The sequence below is a fragment of the Micromonospora haikouensis genome (genome assembly GCF_000876225.1).
GTDB classification, from domain to species: Bacteria; Actinomycetota; Actinomycetes; order Mycobacteriales; family Micromonosporaceae; genus Micromonospora; species Micromonospora haikouensis.
Window position 1 is genome coordinate 2,261,708 of sequence record NZ_JXSX01000003.1, and the last position, 21,322, is coordinate 2,283,029.

15 protein-coding genes are annotated in these 21,322 nt (G+C 73.5%); 6 read left to right on the forward strand and 9 right to left on the reverse strand.

Features of this window, described 5'->3' with window-relative positions; genetic code table 11:
• Positions 1–229: 229 nt before the first annotated feature.
• Together TK50_RS30935 and TK50_RS30940 are read left to right on the forward strand one after the other, a co-directional pair.
• Entirely contained in the window at positions 230–1,216 is a 987-nt protein-coding gene (locus TK50_RS30935; protein WP_043969050.1) for a DUF1702 family protein, read from the forward strand.
• A complete protein-coding gene (locus tag TK50_RS30940) occupies positions 1,213–2,580 on the forward strand; it encodes a cytochrome P450 (RefSeq protein WP_043969051.1) in 1,368 nt (455 codons plus the stop codon). The genes TK50_RS30935 and TK50_RS30940 overlap by 4 nt, the downstream gene beginning before the upstream one ends.
• 335 nt (positions 2,581–2,915) lie before the next feature.
• Here the strand turns inward: TK50_RS30940 and TK50_RS30945 are convergent, their stop codons facing one another.
• Genes TK50_RS30945 through TK50_RS30965 form a run of 5 tightly spaced genes read right to left on the reverse strand, consistent with a single transcriptional unit; the run spans position 2,916 to position 12,664 of the window.
• Complete coding sequence (locus tag TK50_RS30945) at positions 2,916–3,428, reverse strand: flavin reductase family protein (RefSeq protein WP_043969628.1); 513 nt, start codon at positions 3,426–3,428, stop codon at positions 2,916–2,918.
• Between the two features lie 39 nt (positions 3,429–3,467).
• Positions 3,468–3,944, reverse strand: a complete 477-nt coding sequence (locus TK50_RS30950; protein ID WP_043969052.1) for an acyl-CoA thioesterase — start codon at positions 3,942–3,944, stop codon at positions 3,468–3,470.
• A gap of 4 nt (positions 3,945–3,948) precedes the next feature.
• Positions 3,949–9,771 (reverse strand): type I polyketide synthase, encoded by a 5,823-nt coding sequence (locus tag TK50_RS30955; protein WP_082106793.1) that lies wholly within the window; start codon positions 9,769–9,771, stop codon positions 3,949–3,951.
• Positions 9,768–10,751, reverse strand: coding sequence for a hypothetical protein (locus TK50_RS30960; protein WP_043969053.1), 984 nt, complete (start codon positions 10,749–10,751; stop codon positions 9,768–9,770). The genes TK50_RS30955 and TK50_RS30960 overlap by 4 nt, the downstream gene beginning before the upstream one ends.
• A complete protein-coding gene (locus TK50_RS30965) occupies positions 10,748–12,664 on the reverse strand; it encodes a CRTAC1 family protein (protein WP_229405493.1) in 1,917 nt (638 codons plus the stop codon). The genes TK50_RS30960 and TK50_RS30965 overlap by 4 nt, the downstream gene beginning before the upstream one ends.
• A 638-nt stretch (positions 12,665–13,302) precedes the next feature.
• On the opposite strand from TK50_RS30965, the gene TK50_RS30970 reads away from it, so the two are divergent.
• Together TK50_RS30970 and TK50_RS30975 are read left to right on the forward strand one after the other, a co-directional pair.
• Positions 13,303–13,617 carry a hypothetical protein gene (locus TK50_RS30970; RefSeq protein ID WP_043969055.1) on the forward strand — a complete coding sequence of 105 codons (315 nt, stop codon included), beginning with the start codon at positions 13,303–13,305 and terminating at the stop codon, positions 13,615–13,617.
• 152 nt (positions 13,618–13,769) lie between these two features.
• A complete protein-coding gene (locus TK50_RS30975; protein WP_043969056.1) occupies positions 13,770–15,323 on the forward strand; it encodes an NAD(P)-binding domain-containing protein in 1,554 nt (517 codons plus the stop codon).
• A gap of 3 nt (positions 15,324–15,326) precedes the next feature.
• Here the strand turns inward: TK50_RS30975 and TK50_RS30980 are convergent, their stop codons facing one another.
• The 3 genes from TK50_RS30980 to TK50_RS30990 form a co-directional block, all read right to left on the reverse strand.
• Positions 15,327–15,926 (reverse strand): nitroreductase family protein, encoded by a 600-nt coding sequence (locus tag TK50_RS30980; RefSeq protein WP_199486227.1) that lies wholly within the window; start codon positions 15,924–15,926, stop codon positions 15,327–15,329.
• Between the two features lie 181 nt (positions 15,927–16,107).
• A complete protein-coding gene (locus TK50_RS30985) occupies positions 16,108–17,226 on the reverse strand; it encodes a carboxylate-amine ligase (protein ID WP_043969057.1) in 1,119 nt (372 codons plus the stop codon).
• Positions 17,227–17,276: 50 nt separating this feature from the next.
• Positions 17,277–18,443: a M20/M25/M40 family metallo-hydrolase gene (locus TK50_RS30990; protein WP_043969058.1), complete on the reverse strand. Its 1,167-nt coding sequence runs from the start codon at positions 18,441–18,443 to the stop codon at positions 17,277–17,279.
• A 237-nt stretch (positions 18,444–18,680) separates the two neighbouring features.
• On the opposite strand from TK50_RS30990, the gene TK50_RS30995 reads away from it, so the two are divergent.
• Positions 18,681–19,226, forward strand: a complete 546-nt coding sequence (locus tag TK50_RS30995; RefSeq protein WP_043969059.1) for a carboxymuconolactone decarboxylase family protein — start codon at positions 18,681–18,683, stop codon at positions 19,224–19,226.
• A gap of 58 nt (positions 19,227–19,284) precedes the next feature.
• On the opposite strand, the gene TK50_RS31000 is transcribed toward TK50_RS30995, so the two are convergent.
• The gene (locus tag TK50_RS31000) at positions 19,285–20,217 is read right to left on the reverse strand and encodes a hypothetical protein (RefSeq protein ID WP_043969060.1); all 933 of its coding nucleotides are present in this window, start codon (positions 20,215–20,217) and stop codon (positions 19,285–19,287) included.
• 148 nt (positions 20,218–20,365) lie between these two features.
• Here TK50_RS31000 and TK50_RS31005 point away from each other — a divergent pair, with 148 nt between their 5' ends.
• Positions 20,366–21,211, forward strand: a complete 846-nt coding sequence (locus TK50_RS31005) for a maleylpyruvate isomerase family mycothiol-dependent enzyme (protein WP_043969061.1) — start codon at positions 20,366–20,368, stop codon at positions 21,209–21,211.
• Positions 21,212–21,322 lie beyond the last annotated feature (111 nt).

The following is a 21,322-nucleotide window of genomic DNA, read 5'->3' on the forward strand; positions in this document are numbered from 1 at the left end:
GAGCTCCTCTCCGCCCGCGACCGGCGCGTGCCGCGCGGCGCGACGCCGCCGCCGAGGTGGCGGGCGGCTCGATCGTGTCCCGCGTGGCGTCGGCGCACTACTCCCAGCGTGCCGTTGTCCCGGCCGCTTCGCCGCAGGTCAGAGGGCAATCGGGAAGTGGCTGCGGGCGTCGGGTGGCCGGGAGGATAGGGCAGTTGAATCGTCGAATCTGGATGAATGGGAGCAGCAGGTGGCCGGCACCATCAGGGCGCTCAGGCGCCGCGTCCTCACCCCCGACGTCAAGGAGACCCTCGTCTCCACCCGGGGGTTCCACGTCAAGAACCCGGAGTCACGCACCATCCTGGAGACGGTCGGCTCGTCGTTCCTGACCGGGCTCTCCTCGGCCGCCGGCGCCCGCCGGGTGACCGACGTCGACACCGACCTCGCCCCGCTGCCGACCCGCTTCCAGGGGTTCGCCTACGAGGGCGCGGCCATGGGCTTCGCGCTGGTCGACGCGCTCACCCCGGGCGCGCCCCGGCGCAGCGCCGAGTTCCTCGCCGGCACCGGCGACCGGCACGTCTACATGGCGTACGTCGGGATCGGCTGGGCCCTGGCGCGGCTGCCGAAGTTCCTGTGGCGGCGGGCCCTGGCGGGGGCCACCGATCCGCTGCTGCGCTGGCTCGTGCACGACGGCTACGGCTTCCACCAGGCGTACTTCCACACCGCCGAGTACGTGCACGGCCAGCGCGCGGTGACCGACTTCCCGTGGCCGCCCGAGGGCCCCACCGCGTACGCCGCCCGCGCCATCGACCAGGGCATCGGCCGGGCCACCTGGTTCGTCGCCGGCTGCGACCCGACCGTCGCCGCCGACCTGATCGACCGGTTCCCGGCGGCGCGGCACGAGGACCTCTACAGCGGGGCCGGGCTCGCGGCGACGTACGCGGGCGGGTGCACCGCCGACGAGCTGCGGCTGTTCCTGGCCCGCTCCGGCGAGCACGCCCCGTTCGTCGCCCAGGCCAGCGCGTTCGCCGCGCAGGCCCGGATCCGGGCGGGGCTGCTGGTGCCGCACACGGAACTCGCCACGCAGGTGTTCTGCCGGGCGTCGGCCGCCGACGCGGGCCGGGTCACCGACGAGCTGATCCCCGCCGGCCCGGACGCCTCCGGCCTGCCCGCGTACGAGGTGTGGCGGCGGGCCGTGGCCGCGCGGTTCCGGGCCGACGCCCGGGTGCAGCCGTGACCGCGGTCGCCGACCCCGCCCGGGTGCGCCCGCCGGGCCCCTCGCCGTGGACCGCACCGGTGCTGCTCGGGCGGATGGCCCGCAACCGCCTCGACGTCATGCGGGCGGTCGCCGCCCGGCACGGCGACGCGGTGCGGCTGCCCCTGGGGCCGAAGACGCTGTGGTTCTTCAACCACCCCGACCACGCCAAGCACGTGCTGGCCGAGAACCCGGGCAACTACCACAAGGGCATCGGGCTGGTGCACGCCCGCCGCACCCTCGGTGACGGCCTGCTCACCAGCGAGGGCGAGCTGTGGACCAAGCAGCGCAAGGTGATCCAGCCGGTGTTCCAGGCCCGCCGCATCGCCCGCCAGGCCGACGCGGTCGCCGAGGAGTCGGTGCGGATGGCCGCCCGGCTGCAACGCGCCGTCGGCGCCGGCCCGGTCGACATCCGCCACGAGATGACCGAGCTGACCCTCGGCGTGCTGGGCCGTACGCTGCTCGACGCCGACCTCGGCGAGTTCGGCGGCATCGGCGCGGCGTTCGAGGCGGTGCAGGACCAGGCGATCTTCGAGATGATGTCGCTGGGCGCCGTGCCGCCGTGGGTGCCGTTGCCCCGGCAGCGGCGCTTCCGCCGGGCGCGCGCCGAGCTGCAGGAGATCGTCGACCGGCTGGTGGCGCACCGGCGGGCGCAGCCCGGCGGGATCGCCGGCCGCGACGACGTGGTGTCCCGGCTGATCGAGTCGACCAGCCGGGAGACCGACCCCCGGGTGGCCCGGCAGCGGATGCGCGACGAGCTGGTCACCCTGCTGCTGGCCGGGCACGAGACCACCGCCAGCACCCTGACCTGGACGTTCTACCTGCTCGACCGGCACCACGAGGTGTGGGAGCGGATGCACGCCGAGGCCGTCGAGGTGCTCGGCGACCGCAACCCGACGTACGAGGACCTGCACCGGCTGCGGTACACCGCGATGGTGGTCGAGGAGGTGATGCGGCTGTACCCGCCGGTGTGGCTGCTGCCCCGCATCGCCCAGGGCGACGACGTCGTGGGCGGCTGGCACGTGCCCGCCGGCGCGGACGTGGTGCTCTGCCCGTACACCCTGCACCGGCACCCGGAGTTCTGGCCCGATCCGGACCGCTTCGACCCGGACCGCTTCGACCCCGACCGGCGCGCCGACCGGCCGCGGTACGCCTACATCCCGTTCGGCGCCGGCCCGCGCTTCTGCGTCGGCAACAACCTCGGGCTGATGGAGGCGGTGTTCGTCCTCGCCTGCGTGACCCGGCAGCTGCGGCTGTCGCTGCAGCCCGGCTACCCGGTGGTGCCGGAGCCGATGCTGACCCTGCGGGTCCGCGGTGGCCTGCCGATGCACGTCCACGAGGCCTGACCCGCCTGCCCGGCGAACCTGGCGCAACCGGTGCTCCCCGGCCGGTTGCGCCTCGCCGTGTGCCCAGGACCCCGCCGGACCCAGCCCCCGCCGGACTCCAGGACCCCGCCGGACTCCAGCACTCGTAGGGGCTCTACCGCGCACCCGTCAGCCCCACCGCCCTCGGTGGAGCTGCCCCGGCAGCGCGCCCGGCGACGGCAGTCGGTGACGGCCAACGACCAACGGCGATGGCGGCAGCGGTGGACGGCGACACGGCGAACGGCCGGGCGACCACGCGGGGTGCGTGGCCGCCCGGCCGTCGGGTGGTCGGCCCGGCTGGCGCCGGGCCGACCCGGTCAACCCTTGCCGACCTCGCAGAACCGGCCGCCGTGGAACAGCAGCGCGTCGCTGCTGTCACCCCGGCCGGTGCCGAGCACGGAGCCGAGGAAGATGGAGTGGTCGCCGCCGTCGTACACGGCCGCCAGCTTGCACTCCACCCAGGCCACGTTCCCGGACACGATCGGCGCCCCGGTGTGCGGTCCCGCCTCGCACGGCACCGTCTCGAACTCCCGCTCGTCACGGGGCCGGCTGGAGCTGGCGAAGTAGCGCGCCAGCCCCTCCTGGCCGGCGGCCAGGATCGACACCGCGAAGGAGCCCTGCGCCAGGACGGTGTCGTGCATGACCGAGCTGCGCTTCACGCACACCAGCACCATCGCCGGGTCCAGCGACACCGAGGTGAACGCGTTCGCGGTCATGCCGTGCGGCAGGTCCCGGCCCGACGTCACCACCGTCACGCCGGTGGCGAACATCCCCATCACCGCCCGCAGCTCGGCGTGGTTGGCCGCCGTCGCCGGCGGGGGCACCGTCACCGCGCCGGCGACCGGTCGCTGGTCCGCTCTGGTCACCGCTCAGCCCTCCCCGACGCCTTCGAGGACCTTGCGTTGGCCGCCCGCGGCGGGGGCCACCGCGTACCGCGACAGCGCCGCCCGCAGCGTGTCCGGCACCCGGGTCGGCCGGGTGTCGGTGTTCGGGCCGCGCATGCACGCGATCCGCTGCCGCCCCCGGGCCACCAGCTCCTCGAACCCGTCGCGCAGCCGCACGTAGTCGAAGGCGAAGCCGATCTGGGTCTGCGTGAGGTCCTCCAGCCGCATCCGGATCGACAGCTCGTCGAACGCGGTGATCTCGGTGAAGAACTCGCACTCGCACTTGAGGGTGAACAGCTTCAGGTCGTCGCGGATGTCCGCCAGGACCTCCGGCGCCTGGTCCCGCAGGAACATCTCCCGGCACCGGCCCTGCCAGCGCATGTAGTTGACGTAGTAGACGTTCCCGACGAGGTTGGTCTCCTCGAAACCGACCAGGTGCCGGTACTCGTAGTAGGACTCCATGACTTCACCTGCTTCCTTCCGCCAGCATCGTGAACACCACCGGGTCGGCGACGTCGTTGAGCGCGGTGACGAAGGTGGCGACGCGCGCCGCCCCCGACCGCAGGGCCACCCAGCCGGCCGTGCCGTTCGGCTCGGCCACCAGGTCGACCCGGGCGTGGCCGTTCTTGCGCAGGCACTCCACCGCGCCCCAGACCCGGGTGGCGGCGACCGACAGGTCCTCGCCCTGCTCCCGGGCCAGCAGCGTGGCCAGGGCGAGGCCGTCGGCGCCGATCAGGCCGGCCCACTCGTCGGCGGAGCGGGCCGAGGCCAGCTCCACGTCGCAGCCCACCGCCGCGGAGGCGCCGGCGACGGCGACGGTAACCCCGGCGCCGTGCGAGGCGGAGATCCGGACGTCGGCGTCGACCTCCGGCTTGCCGTCCGGCCGGTAGCGCACCGTCGTCTCCGTGCCCAGCGCCCAACTCACCGCGCGGGCGGTCTGCCGGCGGCGGGCCTGCGTGCCGGTGGCGTCGGAGTCGTCGGGCCGCACCACGACGCGCAGCTCGTCGGGCAGGAACGCGCCGACCCGCCGCTCCAGGTACGGGCCGACCAGCGCCGGCAGCCACGGCCCCGTGCCGTCCTGCTTGCGCACGGCGTGCAGGCGCAGCCCCTGCCACCGCTCGACGAGGTTGCCGTCGGCGTCGCAGACGTCCACGTCGTAGTGGTAGGTGTCGCCCTGGCGCAGCCGCTCCACCGCGTGGATGGTGACCGTGTCCAGGGTCGCGGCGACCTTCGGGTCGGCCAGGTGCAGCCGCTCGATCGCGCCCGGCAGCAGGGTCGCGTCCGGCACGCAGCACTGCAACGCGTGCATCACCGTGTCCCGGGTGCCCGGGTCGCCGAGGACCAGGTCGCCGGGGCGGTACCGGGCGAACCACGCGTCGACCGGCCGGTTGGACACCCGCGCCGTGCAGCTCGTCGCCGCCAGGTCCAGGTAGCCCAGCAGGCGCTGGAACCGCCGCCCCTGGAACAGCACCGGGCCGTACAGGTCGCGGGCCGGGTCGATCGGCAGCAGCCCCGCCGCGGCGGTGCCCGCCCGGGCCTCGACCCGCAGCGGCCGGTCCCAGCGCAGCCGGGCCCGGAAGTGGTCGGCGGCGAAGTTGGTGTCGCTGCTGCGCACCACCGCCTCGACCGTGCCGTCGGCGGCGGCGAGCACCGCGATCCGGATCGTGTTGCTGCCGGTGGGCGGCACCACGATCGGACGCAGCAGCTCGACGTCCTCCAGCACCGGCGCCTCGGTGCGCCCGGTGAGCGCCGAGGCCGCCTGCGCCATGGCCTCCATGCCCAGCACGGCGGGGAAGAGCAGGTCCCCGTCGAGCAGGTGGTCGGCCAGGTAGAGGTCGTCGTCGGCGGTGAGGTCCGCGTCCACGACCAGCTCCACGCCCGGGTAGTGCACCTGCGGCCGGTCGACGAAGCGCAGCAGCGGCAGCTCGCGCCGTTCCAGCGTGACCGTCGCCAGGCCGTCGGCGCGGCCCATCACCACCAGCGCCTGCGGCGCGGCGGGGCTGGCCAGCACCTCCTTCAGCGTGGCGATGCCGGCCTCCACGGGGATCGGCGCGATGCCGTCGCGGGTGAGGGCCTCCAGCACCCCGAGCCGCTCGCCCATGCCGGCCCCGGACCACACCGACCACTCCAGCGCCAGGCACCGGATGTGCGGGTAGTCCTCGCCGACCTTGCGGGTCAGGTCGGTCATCCAGTCGTTGGCCGTGGCGTAGTGCCCCTCGCCGCGCAGCCCGGCCCGGCCGATGATGCTGCCGAAGGTGACCAGCAGCCGCAGCGTGTGCGGGTCGGTCGCGGCGAGCACGGCCTCCAGCCCGTCGATCTTCGGGGCGAGGGTCCGCCGGAACGTCGCCTCGTCGAGGTTGGCCACCGCCGTCGGCTCGTTGCGGCCGGCGCCGTGCAGCACGCCGGTGACCGGGCCGAGGACCCGCTCGATGTCGTTGACGGCCGCCTTCACCTCGTCCAGCGCGGTGATGTCCGCGCGGGCGTAGTGGAAGCGCACCCCGGCGGCGGTGAGCCGGTCGAGGTTGGCCGCCAGCTCCGCGTCGGTCGCCGGGTCGGAGCGGCCGATCAGGCCGACCGCCGCCAGGGTGTCCCGGCCCAGCGCGAGGGCGCACTCGGCGGTGATGCCCTTGCCGCCGCCGGTGACCAGCAGCACGTCCTCCACGCCCAGCCCCGGCCCGCCGTTGGGCGGCAGGGCCGCCGGCCGCAGCACGGGCACGTGCCGGTTGCCGTCGCGGTCGTAGTGGACCTCGCTGAACCCGGCGGTGGCCGCCACGTCGGCGACCACCCGGGCCACCGTGGCCGCCAGCGCCTCCTCGGCCGGCTCGTCGACCAGCGGCAGGACGACCACCGTGGTGACGATCTCCGGGTGTTCCTGGTGCAGCGTCTTGGCCAGGCCGGCGGCGGTGCGCCGGTCACCGACCGCCACGAACCGCACGGCGCCGCCCTGCGCCAGCGCGGACCGGGCCGCGCGCAGCATCACCGGGATGTGCTCGGGCTGGCCGTCGCGCGGCAGGCACAGCAGCACCCCGTCGCCCACCCGGGCGTGTTGCAGCGCCGTGCGCAGCGGCTCGGCGAGCGGGTTGTGCCCGGCGGTGAACACCTGCCACCCCCCGTCGACCGGGGCGCCGACGCGTGGACCCACCTCCGTGGGCACCAGGTCGACGGCGAACGCCCGCACCCACGGGGCCACCCCGGCGATCGACGCCTCCTGCTCGTCGCCGCCGGCCGCACCGCCGGCGGCGTCGTCGAGGATCTGCGCGATCTCCGCCACGGTGGCGGTGGCGTAGCTGGAGGTCAGCGTCGGCGCGGCCACGTTGAGCTCCCGGGCGGCCTGGTTGACGATCTGCCCGACGGTGATCGAGCTGAGGTGCAGCTCGTCCAGCGGCCGGCTGTCCGGCCGCACCGCCTCCAGCGGCAGCTCGGCCCGCTCGGCGGCGAGCCGGCGCAGCAGCTCCAGGCTGTCGAGGGTGGCGCCGGGTCCGGACACCGCCACCGACGTGCCGTTCGGCGTGGCCGCGACGGCGGCCAGCTCCTGCGCGGTACGGGCCACTGCGAAGTCACCGGCCGGGGCCGACTCGGCGGGGCTGGCGAAGAACCGCAGCGGCCGGCCCGGCTCCAGCGGCCGGGCGAACCGGTCCTGGAACAACGCCTCGTGGTTCACCGCCGCGCCCGCCGCGTACGCCGCGCCGACGGCGTTGAGCAGGCCCGCGAGGGAGAGGCTGTCGGTCTCCAGCGAGACCGTCGGCACCTGCGGGGCGATGTCGGCGGCCAGCCCACGCAGCACCCGACCCGGGCCGACCTCCAGCAGCAGGTCGGCGTCGTCGGCGAGGCGGCGCACCGCCTGGGTGAACCGCACCGGGTCCAGCACCTGCCGGCGCAGCAGCTCCGGCACGTCGGTGTCGGCCGGCAGCACGTCCCCGGTGACCGTGGAGACCATCGGCCGCGCCAGCGGCGCGAAGGTCCCGCCGCTCAGGTGCTCGGCGAACGCGACCGCCGCCGGGGCGACGGCCTCGGAGTGGAAGGCGTGCGACACCGCGATCCGGGTCCAGAACAGCCCGGCCCGCTCGGCCGCCGCGCCGACCTGCAGCACCGCGTCGACCGGGCCGGAGACCACGGTCTGCTGCGGGCTGTTGTAGCCGGCGATGACGACCGGCGTGCCGGCCAGCAGCGGCTCCACCACCTCGGGGGCGGCGGAGATGCTGGCCATCGTGCCGTCCCCGGCGCTGGCGTCGGCCATGATCCGCCCGCGTGCGCCGGCGGTCGCGATGAGCGTCTGCTCGTCCATGGCGCCGGCCCAGTGCAGGGCGGTCAGCTCGCCGAGGCTGTGCCCGGTCGCGCCGGTGGCCCGGATGCCGAGCATCGACAGCGCCCGCAGGCCCGCGACCGACCCGGTCACGATCCGCGGCTGCGCCACGGCCGTGGCCACCAGGTCCGCGCCGGGCGGCGGCTGGTGGGCCTGGTAGAGGGCGTCGATCTCCTCGAACCGGCGGCGCAGCGCGCCGCCGTCGGCACGCCGTCCCGCGCCCTGACCGGGGAAGAGGAACCCGATCCGCGGGGCGGGGCCCGCCGCGCCGAGGAAGACGCCGCCGGCCGCGTCGATCACCCGCTGCTCGCCCGCGTCGACCAGCTCGACCAGCCGCTCCAGGCGCTGCCGCGCCTGCTCGGGCGAGGCGACGACCACCGCCGCCCGCACCGGTCGCCCGGCAAGCTTCCCGGCCAGGGCCACCGCCAGGTCGCCCAGCTCCGCGTACGACAGGCGGCCCACCCACGGCGCCAGGTCCGACAGCCGCGAGCCCAGCTCCTCCGGGGTACGCGCGTCGAACATCAGCAGCTCGGTGTCCTGCCGGGAGCGCACCAGCGCGGTCGTCGACGCCCCGATGCGGGTGCGCCGGCCGCTCTCCGCGCTCTCGACCACCACGTGCGCGTTGATGCCGCCGAAACCCATCGACGACACGGCCGCGCGGATCGGCTTGTCGGCCGGCCACAGCTCCGCCGTGGCGGGCACCCGCAGGGCGGGCTCCTCCACGTCGAGCACCGGGTGCGTGTCCACGTGCCCGGTGGCCGGGGGGATGACCTGCTGGCGTACGGCGAGGATCGCCTTGAGCAGCCCGGCGACCCCGGCGGCGGCCTTGGTGTGGCCGAAGTTGCCCTTCACGGTGCTGATCGCGGCGGGCGCCGCCGCCGCGTCGGCCTCCTGCCGGGCCTCGGTGAACGCGGTCAGCTCCGTGGCGTCGCCGACGGCGGTGCCGGTGCCGTGGCCCTCCAGGTAGGACACCGAGTCGATGCCGAAGCCGGCCCGCTCGTACGCCCGGCGGATGGCCAGCCGGTGGCCGCTGGCCTCCGGCCGGGTGATGCCGCCCTTGCCGTCGGAGGAGTAGCCCCAGCCGGCGATGACGGCGTGCCGGCGCAGGCCGCGCGCGACCGCGTCCTCGTCGCGCATCAGCACCAGCATCCCGCAGCCCTCGCCGGGCCAGAACCCGTTGGAGTTGCGGTCGTAGACCCGCATCTCGCCGGTGGCCAGCGCGCCGGTCTTGGCGAAGCCGATCACCTCGAACGGGTCGATGCTCAGGTCCACGCCGCCGGCGACGGCGGCGTCGAGGTCGCCCCGGGCCAGGGCGTTGCAGGCGGTGGCGACCGACAGCAGCGACGACGAGCAGGCCCCGTCGACGGTGTAGCCGCCGCCCTTGAAGTCGAAGTGGTTGCAGACCCGCCCGGCGATGGTGTTGGCCAGCCCGCCGGCCAGGGTGTCCTCGTCGATCGGCGGGAACGGCGCCTTGTAGCGCGGCTCCAGCTCGTCGAGGAACGCGCCGACCGCGGCGTCGTCCCAGCCCTGCTCGCGCAGCGCCGCTCCGACCGTGCGCCGCACGTACGGCCAGCGCAGCCGCAGCAGGTTGGCCCGGCTGAACTCGCCGGTGAGGGTGTTGCCGATGACCACGCCGGTGGTGGCCAGCGGCAGCCCCTCGCCGTCGGCGAAGCCGGCGTCGGCCAGGGCCCGGGCGACGGTGTCCAGGGCCAGCCAGTGCGTCATGTCGGTGGACCGGAAGGTGCTCCCGGCGATCTTGTACTTGACCCGGTCGAACTCGAAGCCCTCGATCACGGCGGCCTTGGCCGAGTAGAACCGGTCGGGCGCGGCGGGGTCGGGGGAGTAGTAGTCCTCGGCGTTCATCCGCTCGTCGGGCAGCCGGCGGAACGCCCGGCGGCCGGTGAGCACGTTCTCCCACAGCTGGTTGGGGTCCTCCGCGTCGGGATACCGGCAGGCGATCCCGACGACGGCTATCCGGTCGCTCACGCGAGGCTCCTGGGGGTGTCGAGGGTCAGCTTGGCGGCGGCCCGGGACTTCTTGCGCATGTCCGCGATCCACCAGCCGATGCCGCGGATGCCGCAGACGACGACCACCGCGAAGAAGAGCGTGTAGACGACGTTGAACAGCATCAGCACGCCGTAGGCCATGGCCACGCCGGAGCCGAACATGAACTGGTTCATCGGCTTGACCGGGGTGGTGCCCGGGTCGGTGATCATGTAGTTGGTGAAGAGCACGAACGCCACACCGGTCATCACGGCCAGCGCCGAGAACAGGGCCACGTCCCAGATCCAGGCCCGCAGGAACGCCTGGATGGCGAAGCCGCCGAGCCAGCCCACGATCAGCGGGACCTTGCGGGTCAGCAGCGCGTTGATGACGGTGCCGGCGGTCACGATGATGATCGGGATCATGATCCGGAAGTACGTGTTGGCGTTCTCCGTGAACTGGTACGGCGGGGCGATGGAGATCCAGGAGCCGAAGCAGACCAGCGCCATCGTGATGCCGAAGTTCGACGGGTTCATGTAGTGCCGCATCCGGCCGTAGACCGGGGCCTGGAAGACGTACTTGCCGGTCACGCCGACGATCACGGCGAACGCGATCGGCAGGAACATGTCGTTGGCGTACAGGAGCATGTTGCAGGCCAGCGCGGTGATGTGCGAGGGCAGCAGGAACTCGTACACCCGGCGGCCGCCGCCGCCGAGGAACCGGGGGGTCTCCTTCTTGGCCCGGGCCCGGATCAGCTCGAAGGTCAGCTCGGTGGCATAGCCGGTGAGCACCGCGAAGATGGGCCACAGCCACGGCTGCTCGAAGCCGAGCAGCGTGTAGCCGAAGATGTTGAAGACGCTGATCGAGATGGCGAAGTTGCGCAGCGCCAGGTAGCGGCGGTCGGGCTCGGGCTTGGCCGGCGCGGGGCGGACGGGGGCCGCGGGCGCGGTGTCGATGCTGGGGGGCGGGGCGATCGTGGTCATCGGTTCGGAACCTCCTCGACGCGGTCGGTCAGCACGAGGGTGTGCGTGCCGGCGGTGAGCTGCTGGCTGGTGCTGTGCTGCTGGCCGCTGAGGTCGCGCCAACGCATGTCGACGGTGACCGGGCCGCTGCTGGCCCCCAGCCCGAAGTGGACCTCGAAGCTGCGCTTGCCGCCGTGGCCGCTGCCGCCGTCGAGCTGGGAGATCTGCTTGCGCCCGTCCGGCGTGGTGACCGTGACGGTGGCGCCGTACGCCGGGGTGCAGAGCATCTGGCCCTCCGCGGCGCCGACCGCGGGCCGGTACAGCCGCAGGTTCAGGTAGTTGCCCTTGGCGGGCGCCTCGTTGGCGTAGAACGCCGGCGGGCCCCACTGGCGGGCCACGGCGAGGTCCAGCGCCCCGATGCCGCGGGTGTCGGCGGTGGCGATGCCCCGGGTGGGGATCGGCACGTCCAGGCCGACCTGCTTGGTGATGTTGGCGAACTCGCCGCTTTCGGTGCGGGCGAAGAACGCCAGCGGCTGGCTGCCGGCGATGTCGTCACCGGGCTGCATGTTCGGCCACATCGCCGGGTTGGACATCAGGTCGTCGTTCATCATGGCCATCTCCTGCAGCCACGGCCAGCGGTCGATCTTGCCCTTGACGAAGCCGAGGGTCTGCACGACCTCCAGGTCGCCGCTGTTGAGGAAGTCGCCGAACTTCACGTCCCAGCCCCAGCCGCTCCAGGCCAGGCCGAGCGGGCGGGCCTCCTGGGTGAACGGGGCGACGCCCTTGTCGAGCTTGGCGAGCATGTCGCGCTCGTCGCGGGCCCGGTTGATCCAGACGAAGTTGCTCTCCTCCAGGCCCCAGGCCGTGGTGATGTTGGAGACCATCATGTCGAAGCTGCCGTTGCGGTCGAGGTCACCGAAGTCGATGCCCATGCCCTTGAACGAGCCGTTGCCGAGCACGAACGACTTGGGCGTGGTGGGGGTGCGCTCGCCGACGGCGACCTTGAACTCGATGCGGCCGGGCCGGGAGACGTTGTGCAGCAGGTGGTCGTGGCCGAAGTCGTTGGCGACGTAGACGTCGGGCAGGCCCCGGCCGGTAAGGTCGGCGGCGTTGAGGCCCAGCGTCCAGCCGGTCGACGCGACGAACGGGATCGCGGCGCGCTCCGGCACGAACGTCACCGACGGGTTGTCGCCCGAGGTCGCCGACACCCAGCGCAGGACGTGGCTGCCGCCGCCGTTGGTGGCGCTGGACAGCGTCTCGTTCATCTCGACGTTGTCCTGGCCCCGCGTGTTGAGCACGTCGGACTCGGGGAAGTAGTTGCCGATCACCACGTCCGGGCGGCCGTCGCCGTCGAGGTCGCTGACCAGCGAGGCGTTGGTGTGCCACTTCGGGCCGTGGTAGATCCCGTCGGGCGAGCTCTGCGGCAGCAGCTCCTGGCGCTGGTAGGTGGCGTTGGACACCGTGGTCGCGCTGGCCTTGTGCAGGAACAGGATCGGCACCCGGCCCCAGTAGGTGACCATGAGGTCCATCCGGCCGTCGAGGTTGTAGTCGCCCGGCACGCAGCCCATCGGGGCCATCGTGTCGTCGAAGGGCAGCGGCGCCGGGTCGAGCAGGAACGGCGCGAACTGGTCCTCCTTCGGCGCGGTGGGCGCGTACGTCACGACGACCTTGTTGGTGCGCACGTCCACGAAGCAGAGGCTGTTGGCGCGGCCGTGGCCGGTCAGGTCGTTGATCGCGATGCTCGCCCCGACCGACGAGATCCAGGCCCGGATCTTGTGGTACGAGCGGTTGACGTCGCGAATCGTTTTCTTCGGTAGCTGGTCGTAGCCGTCCGGGTAGGCGATCGACTGCTCGGTGAAGCGGTACTTTGTGGCGGCTTCGTCGGCGCCGGCGACCGACACGCGGCTGTCGATGATGAAAAAGAGCGAGGCCACGAGTAGAATCGCGACTATTCCGGGACTGAGCGAGCGTGCGCGTTGACCCAGCACGGTACGGTCTCCTTACAACAGAGCCATCGGCTTCTGCCAAAGCCGATGGCGTGAACAGGGCAGACGGCATCACCGCGACGGTGTTCCACGGGCGGTCCCGGGGTGCTGCGCGGCAAGGGATGGGGGAGTGTCGCCTGACGTCGGGGGCTTCGCGGCGCGACGGTCCGGCCGGAGGAAGATAGTTTCCCCGGCAATTTTCCGTCGGCGCGTCGAATCTGCTTTCTGAGTGCCTGGTTTCCTCCTGCGGCGGTCGGGAAAAGTGGATGCTCGGCGACCGGATCAGGCCAGGTTCATCGTGCGACGGTGGCGCCGGGGCGCGCTTCTTTCACATTGCTCCCGACGTTTTCGCAGCATGCGGCCGGTTTAGTTCGCGTATAGCGGACGATTTGACGCGTCGGATCCCTATTGGTCGATCTCACCGCGTTGACCCGCTGTGTCCACCCGTCGGCCCAAGACGGCAATATGGCGACTAACTGTCGTCGGCAGGGTGGCTAGCGTGGGTGGCGGCGCTGCCCGAGGCGCCGCCCGGGCGTCGTCCTGCGGGACCGCCCCCGCCCGGGACCCCGGGAAGAGAGGAAGCCGCCGTGTCTGTCGAGGGATTCTGGAAGGTGGCCGTGGCCACCCCGTTCGGCGTCCGCCGCACCGAGTTGGAGCTGTTCAGCAAGGATGGTGTCCTGCAGGGCATCTCCCGCGGCGAGAAGGAGACGCTCACCCTGAACGATCTCACGCTGGAGGGCAACCGGCTGTCCTGGTACCAGTCGATCAAGAAGCCGATGCGGATGGACCTGGCCTTCGACGTGACGATCGACGGCGACGAGATGACCGGCACCGCCAAGGGTGGACCGATGCCGGCGGCGAAGGTCAGCGGCCACCGTGAGCCGGCCGCCCAGCCCGCCTGAGCGCACCGCCCGCGCGCCGGCCGCCCCCGCCGCAGCGGCGGGGGCGGCCGACCGTCGATCTCCGTCCTTCGGCCGCACCATCCAACCCGGATATGTATTGACTTAAGTGCATTTATCCACAATGGTCATGGGTACTCGACGCGGGAGCAGCCATGACCGACTTGCCAGAGGGCACCGAGCACCACCGTTACCTGATCATCGGCGCCGGCCCGGCCGGCCTTCAGCTGAGCTACTACCTCCAGCAGGCCGGCAGCGACTACCTGACGCTGGAACGCGCGGCCGAACCCGGCGAGTTCTTCCGCCGGTTCCCCCGCCACCGCAAGCTGATCTCCCTGAACAAGGTGCACACCACCAGCACCGACCCCGAGATCCGGCTGCGCTGGGACTGGAACTCGCTGCTGCACACCCCGGCCGACCTGCCGTTCGCCGACTACAGCCGCGAATACTTCCCTTCCGCCGACGACATGGTCCGCTACCTCGGCGACTTCGCCCGCCACCACGGGCTCGCCGTCCGCTACGACACGACCGTCGAGCTGGTCACCAAGACCGACGACGGTTTCCTCGTGCGCGCCGGCGGTCGGCTGCTGCACGCCGACTGCGTGGTGTGGGCCGCCGGCTGGGGCCGGCCCAACATCCCCGACGTACGCGGCATCGAGCACGCGATCGGCTACGAGGACATGTCCACCGACCCGGCCGACTACGCCGACCAGCGGGTGCTCATCCTCGGCAAGGGCAACTCGGCGTTCGAGACCGCCTCGGCGATCCTCGGGCACGCCGCCATGATCCACCTGGCCAGCCCGCGTCCCCTGCGCCTGGCCTGGAACACCAAGCACCCCGGCGACGTACGCGGCCACCACGGCGCGGTCCTGGACAGCTACCAGTTCAAGACCCTGCACTCCGTGCTCGACTGCGTCATCGACGAGATCCGCCCGGTGGGGGACAAGTACGAGGTGCACCTGACCTACACCCACGCCGACGGCGAGACGGCCGTGATGGAGTACGAGACGGTGCTGCGCTGCACCGGCTTCGCCATGGACACCTCGGCCTTCGCCGACAACTGCCGCCCCGGCATGGTGCCCAGCGGGCGGCTGCCCGCCACCCGGCCCGACTGGCAGTCGGTCGACGTCGACGGGCTCTACTTCGCCGGCACGCTCGCCCAGGATCGCGACTTCAAGAAGGCGTCGTCCGCGTTCATCGACGGCTTCCGCTACAACCTGCGGACGCTCACCGCCCTGCTGCGCGAGCGGTACGAGGGCGCGCCGCTGGCGTACGAGAAGGTGGCGGCGGACGCCGAGGCGCTCACCGAGGTGGTGCTGGACCGGGTCAACTGGAGCTCGGCGCTGTGGACGCAGTTCGAGTTCCTCTGCGACGTCCTCGTCGTCGACGCGGCCGCCGGGGTGGTGCGCCACTACCACGACCTGCCCGAGGACCATGCGGTCGCCCGGTTCGGCGGCGAGAGCCACTACTACACGTTCTCGCTGCGCTGGGGCCGCGACGAGTACGGCGACGTGTTCGCCATCGAGCGGCACCCGCAGCCGGACCGGGCCGCCGAGAGCGCCTTCATCCACCCGGTGGTGCGCCGCTACCGGGGCGGGGAGCTGGTCGAGGAGCTGCACCTGCTGGAGGACCTGCTGGCCGAGTGGCGCCGGCAGGACCGGCACGTGCAGCCCCTGCGCGAGTTCTTCACCGCGGACCTGGGGCGCTGAGGCCTACCGCAGGACCATGACCTCCGACAGCGACTTGCGGGTCAGCTCCGGCACCGTGACCCCCTCGGCCGGGTAGCCGACCGGCATCACCAGGCAGGCGCGCTCCTCGGCCGGGCGGTCGCAGATCTCGTTGAGGAACCGCATCGGGCTCGGCGTGTGGGTGAGCGTGGCCAGCCCGGACAGGTGCAGGGCGGTGATCAGCACGCCGACGGCGATGCCGACCGACTCCTTGACGTAGTAGGGCTTCGGGGTCTGCGGCCCCTGGTGGACCTCGAACACCACGATGACCACCGGGGCGGTCTCCAGGAACGGCTTCTGCCAGTCGGTGCCCATCGGGGCCACCGCGTCGAGCCACTCCTGGGAGGCACGGCGGGTGTAGAACTCGATCTCCTCGGCCTCGGCGGCCTCGCGCAGCCGCCGCCTGCGGTCGGCGTCGGTCACCACCACGAACCGCCAGGGTTGCAGGTTGGCGCCGCTGGGGGCGGTCGCGGCGGCCCGGACGGCCTCCTCGACGACCTCCAGCGGCACCGGCTCGTCGGAGAAGTGCCGCACCGACCGGCGGGCCGCCATCCGGTCGGCGAACGCCCGGGCGGTGCGGTTCATCAGCGTGGGTTCCAGCCGGTGCAGGTGGAACGGGACGGTCGCGATCTGGTCCATGAACGGCCTCCATCAGCAGGTCGGGCCCTTCCAGCATCACCCACGCCACCCGCCGCCGGTTGTGCGCGATTGCCCAGATTCGCGGGGTCCGGCCGGGGGGACCGACCGCCCGCCGGCCCTCGGCAGGTCAGCCCGCCGTCCACTCCGAAAGCCGGTCGACGACGTCGGCGAGCGTCCCGCCGGCGTGCACGACCGCCCGTTGCCGCCGCGCCCCGGTGCCGTCGGCGGCGAGCTGCTCCAGCCACCGCGCGACGGGGTCGTGGTCGCCGTGGGCACGCAGCGCCGGCTCCACCGTGGCCAGCAACTCGCGGGCCAGCTCGGCCGCCGGCCGGAGCCGGCCCGTGCGCGGGTCCAGGCCCGCGCCGTCCAGGCCGTCGCGGGCGGCCCGCCAGTAGGCCACCCGCAGCAGCTCCCCGGCGACGTGCGGGGCGGGCTCGCCGGCGTCCACCGCCGCCGACAGGTGCGCCACGAGCGCCCGCACCAGCGCCGCGTAGCGCGCCGCGTCCTCGGCGGTGAGGGCCGAGTCGGCCACCCGGACCTCCAGCGTCGGATGCCGTTCCGAGGGGCGCACGTCCCAGAAGATGGTGGCCCGGTCGACGAGGGCGCCGGCGTCCAACAGTCGCCCCACCACCTCGTCGTAGTGCTCCGCCGAGTCGAACACCGGCGGCGGACCGGCCACCGGCCACCGGCCCCAGACCGTGGTGCGCCAGCTCGCGTAGCCGGAGTCGCGGTCGTCCCAGTACGGCGAGTTCGCCGTGAGGGTCAGCAGCAGCGGAAGGTAGGGCCGCAGGTGGTTGCCGACCAGCACGGCCCGCTGCCGGTCCGGCATCTCCACGTGCACGTGCAGCGCGCACAGCGCCAGCTCGTCGTGCAACCCCCGGAAGGTCTCGGTGCCCCGGCTCTGGCGCGGGCCGACGGTCATCGGCGGCGGCACCGCCCCGGCGACGGGGGCCGTGCCGGCGGCCACCACCCGCAGGCCCGCCGCCCGGGCGCAGTCCGCGACGACCTTGCGGGCCTCGCCGAGCTGGTCGGTCAGCTCGCCGAGGGTGCCGCAGGCGTGGGTCCTGGTCTCCAGTTGCAGGGTGGTGATCTCCCCGGACACCCGCTCCCCGAGCGACGCCGACGCCGCCGCGACGACCTCGGCGGCCCGGGGCACCGGGGCCCGGGTGGCGGCGTCGACGACGAGGAACTCCTCCTCCACCCCGAAGCGGGGCGGGGCCGGGTACCGGCGCGTGGTGCGGCTCATGACACACCATTATGGACGGTGTGTGGGCCCGTGGACAGCAGCGACGCGCCTCACAGGCGCGCGGGCACACCCCGGGCCGCGGGTGCCGGGCCCCGCCGCTGCCGGGTGAGCACCCCGGCGACGGTCGCGGCGAGCAGGGCGGCCCGGTCGGGCATCTGGCTGACGTCCACCCACTCGCTGCGGGCGTGCGACCCGCCGCCCACCCCGCCCAGGCCGTCGAGGGTGGCCACGCCCAGCGACCCGGTGAAGTTCGCGTCGGAGGCGCCGGCGGCGTGCGCGGCCTCCAGCGGCGGCAGGCCCAGCTCGCGACCCGCCCGGCGGGCGACCTCCAGCAGCGGCATCGCCACCGCCTCCTGCAGCGGGTAGCGGTTGATCCCGCCGCCCACCACGAGCGCGGCCTCGGCCAGCTGCGGGGTCAGCGCGTGGATCTGCCGGTCCACCCGGTCGAGCTCCTCCCGGGTCCAGGCGCGCACGTCGACGCAGAACGTCGCCGACTCGGGCACCTGGTTGCTGATGCTGCCGGCGCTGAGCACCGTCGGCGTGACGCTGGTGCCCTCGGCGGCGAACGCCCGCACGGCGAGGACCTGGTGGGCCAGCTCGACGGCCGCGTTCACCCCCCGGTGCGGCTCCACGCCCGCGTGCGCGGCGCGGCCGCGCACGGTGATCTCGTACCGCGAACCGCCCTTGCGGGCGACCTTGAGCGCGCCCGTCTCGGTGGACGGCTCGCCCACCAGCACGGCCCGCGACCGGCGGGCCTGCTGCTCGATCAGCGGCCGGGACGTCGGCGACCCGCTCTCCTCGTCGCAGGTCAGCAGCACCCCCACCCGGGAGGGGTCGGGCAGCAGGGACAGGGCGGTGACCAGCTGCACGATGCCGGACTTCATGTCGCACACCCCGGGCCCGGTGGCGATGTGCTCGGCGAGCGCGAAGGGCCAGTCCCGCGTGGTGCCCTCCGGCCACACCGTGTCGTAGTGCCCCAGCAGCAGCACCCGCTGGTCCTCGGCCTGCCAGAGCAGGTGCGGCAGCCCGTCGCGGGTGACCCGCACGGCGGGCCGGCCCAGCAGCGGGCTGATCCAGCTCTCCAGCAGGTCGGCGCAGGCGTGCAGGCGCCGCACGGCCCCGGGCGGGGATTCGGCGTGTACGAGTTGGCGAAGTCGGTCCACCATGGTCCCGGACTGCGCCCGGGCCCCCTGCCGTATGTGCGTCGTGTCGACCATGGTGCCGATCGTGGCAGCGGCTGCTGTGCAGCGGCAATACGCATCCGTGCCCTGCTCGTCGCCCTCCGTGTCGGCGCAGGTGCCGGCCCCGCGGACGGCATTCTCGAAGAGATCGCGGGCCGCGGACGCCGGTCGCAGTGAGCACGGTCGAAGAAGCGGACCGGCGGCGGGGCCGGCACCATGCGCAGCAGGACCGCGTCGCCGCCGGCCGCGGCCTGTCACGCCGAGGAGAGACACGTGGCACACATCGATCTGGGTCTGGACGAGACGCAGTACCCGGGCATCAGCGGGCTGATGCGTTACCGGCCGGAGACCGCCGTGGCGCTCAATGCCCTGGCCGAGGCGTTGCTGCACGCCCCGCACCCCACCCTCAGCGCCGGCGAGCGGGAGCTGATCGCCGCGTACGTCTCCGGGCTCAACGAGTGCACGTTCTGCTGCTCGTCGCACTCGGCGTTCGCCGCCGCCCAGCTCGACGGCGGCATGCCGCTGGTGACCCAGGTCCGGGCGGACCCGGACACGGCGGAGGTCTCCGCGAAGCTGCGCGGCCTGCTGCGGATCGCCGCCGCCGTCCAGGCGGGCGGCCGCACCGTGAGCGCCGCGCTGGTCGACTCGGCCCGCGCCGAGGGCGCGACCGACCTGGAGATCCACGACACGGTGCTGATCGCGGCCGCGTTCTGCATGTTCAACCGCTACGTCGACGGGCTCGGCACCCGGCTGCCGGAGGACCCGTCGGCCTACACCGAGACCGCGCAGCGGATCAAGGTCGGCGGGTACGTCGGCTAGGCCCGAGCGGCCCCGGCCCGGCGGGCGCGGCCCCGCGCCCGCCGGCACGACCGCCGTCCTAACCGTTGTACGGCATGGTGGGGAACCAGCCGTAGCCGAACATGGCGGGCAACCGCACGTCCCAGTAGACGACCATGAACACGCCCAGCGCGATCAGCAGCGCCCCGGTGACCGCGGCGGTGCGGGAGGGGCTGGCGGCGAGCCACTGCACGAACCGGCCCCGGGTGACCACGATGACCAGCGCGAACAGGGCGGCGACGATGGCGATGTTGCCCAGCGACTGGAGCACGAACGCTCCCGCGCCGTAGAGCGGGTTGCCGGTGTCCACCGCCCAGTGGAACAGCTTGTTGAACAGCGGGTACGGCCGGCCGATGAGGAACCCGCCGACGAGCGCGCCGAGCACCACGACCCGGGCGACCGGGCGGTGCGCGAACGGGTCCGGCAGCGTGCCGAGGGCGGCCAGGCCGAGGTAGACGAAGGCGAGGCCGATCACGCCGAAGACGACCATCGACTGGACCAGGCGCACGGGCAGCCCGCCGACGGTGCCGGTGGACAGCTGCGGCAGCCGGTCGCCGAGCAGCACGCCGACGAAGCCGTACGTCGCGGCGACCGCCACCATCCCGACGGTGAGCCAGCCGACCGGCCGCAGCAGGACGCGCAGCCCGGCCCGGGTCGCCCCCGCCCCGCCGGCCTGGCTCATCGGGCCGACGGCGGCGGCCATCGCGATGTTGCACGCCGTGAACGTGCCGGCCAGGCCGGAGACGAAGGCGAAGACCAGGCCCGCGACGGTGCCACCGATGGCGGTGCTCTTCGCGTCGTGGCCCAGCAGGGTGTTGGCGACGTTGTCGCCGATCACGTGGTCGACGAACTCGTACGACCACAGCACCGCCAGCAGGACTCCCGCCGCGACGCCGCCCAGGACGATCCCGCGCGAGCGCGGGTGGGTGTGCGCGGAGAGGTGGACCGCGCGTCCTCTTTCGGTGACAGCCATGGATGGATTGTGGGGACGGTTCCCCCGGTTGACTTCTTCCGTGTTGCCCTCTCCGCCGGGCAGGGCGGCGAGGCGACGCGGCGGGGCGGCGGGCAGGACGGCAACCTCGAACAAGTGTTCGCGCACCCGCATCCTCCATCGTGGACACATGTCGGTCAACCCGCACCAGTGGCGTCGCGTCCGCACCTCTGTGCCCGTCGTCCTCGGGCGGCTGCTCGACCTCGTCGACGACGCCCCGCCCGACCGGCCCGCCACCGCGCACTGGACGGTGGCGGACACCATGGCGCACCTGTGCGGCGTCGCCGCGATGGGCCTGGCCCTGGTCCGGGGCGGCCCGCCCGACCTGCCGGTGCCCGACCTGCTCGAACTGCGCCGGCGCACCACGGTCGACACGATCTCGGTGATGAACGCCGAGGTGCTGCGGCACTTCACCGAGCGGCGGCTGCCGGTGCTGGCCGACCGGCTGCGCGCCGACGTCGAGGAGGTGCTGCGGGCGGTCGACGAGGCCGGGCCGGAGCACGAGGTGTCCTGGCTCGGCGGGGCCCGGCTGCCGGTCACGGGCCTGCTGGCCCACCTGCTCAACGAGCTGAACCTGCACGCCTGGGACATCGCCCGGGCGGTCGGCCGACGCTGGGTCGTCGATCCCGCCGACGCGGCGCTCTTCGTGGACCTGTTCATGGTGGGCATGACCAGGCGCGGCTATGGCCGGCTGCTGGACCGGGACGGCCCGGCCCATCCGGGGACGATCTCGGTGAACTTCCGGCACCGCTTCGGCCCCGAGGTGACGATGGCCCTGGCCGATGGCCGGGTGACGGTGGCGCCGACCGAGTCCCGTCCGGACGTCCGGCTCTCCTTCGACCCGGCGGTGTTCACCCTGATGCTGTTCGGCCGGGTGTCCCGGCCGCGCGCGGTCCTCGCCCGCAAGCTGTGGGTGGGCGGCCGCCGGCCCTGGCTGCTGCCGGTCTTCCTGCGCACCATGCGCCTGCCGTCCTGACCTGGGGCGCCGCCCTCGCCGGGCCCCCGGACGGGGGCGGTGCCGGCGGACGACGGCCGGCCGGCGGCGGGAGGCGCGGGGCGCAACACGGAAGAAGTGCCCGCACGGCGA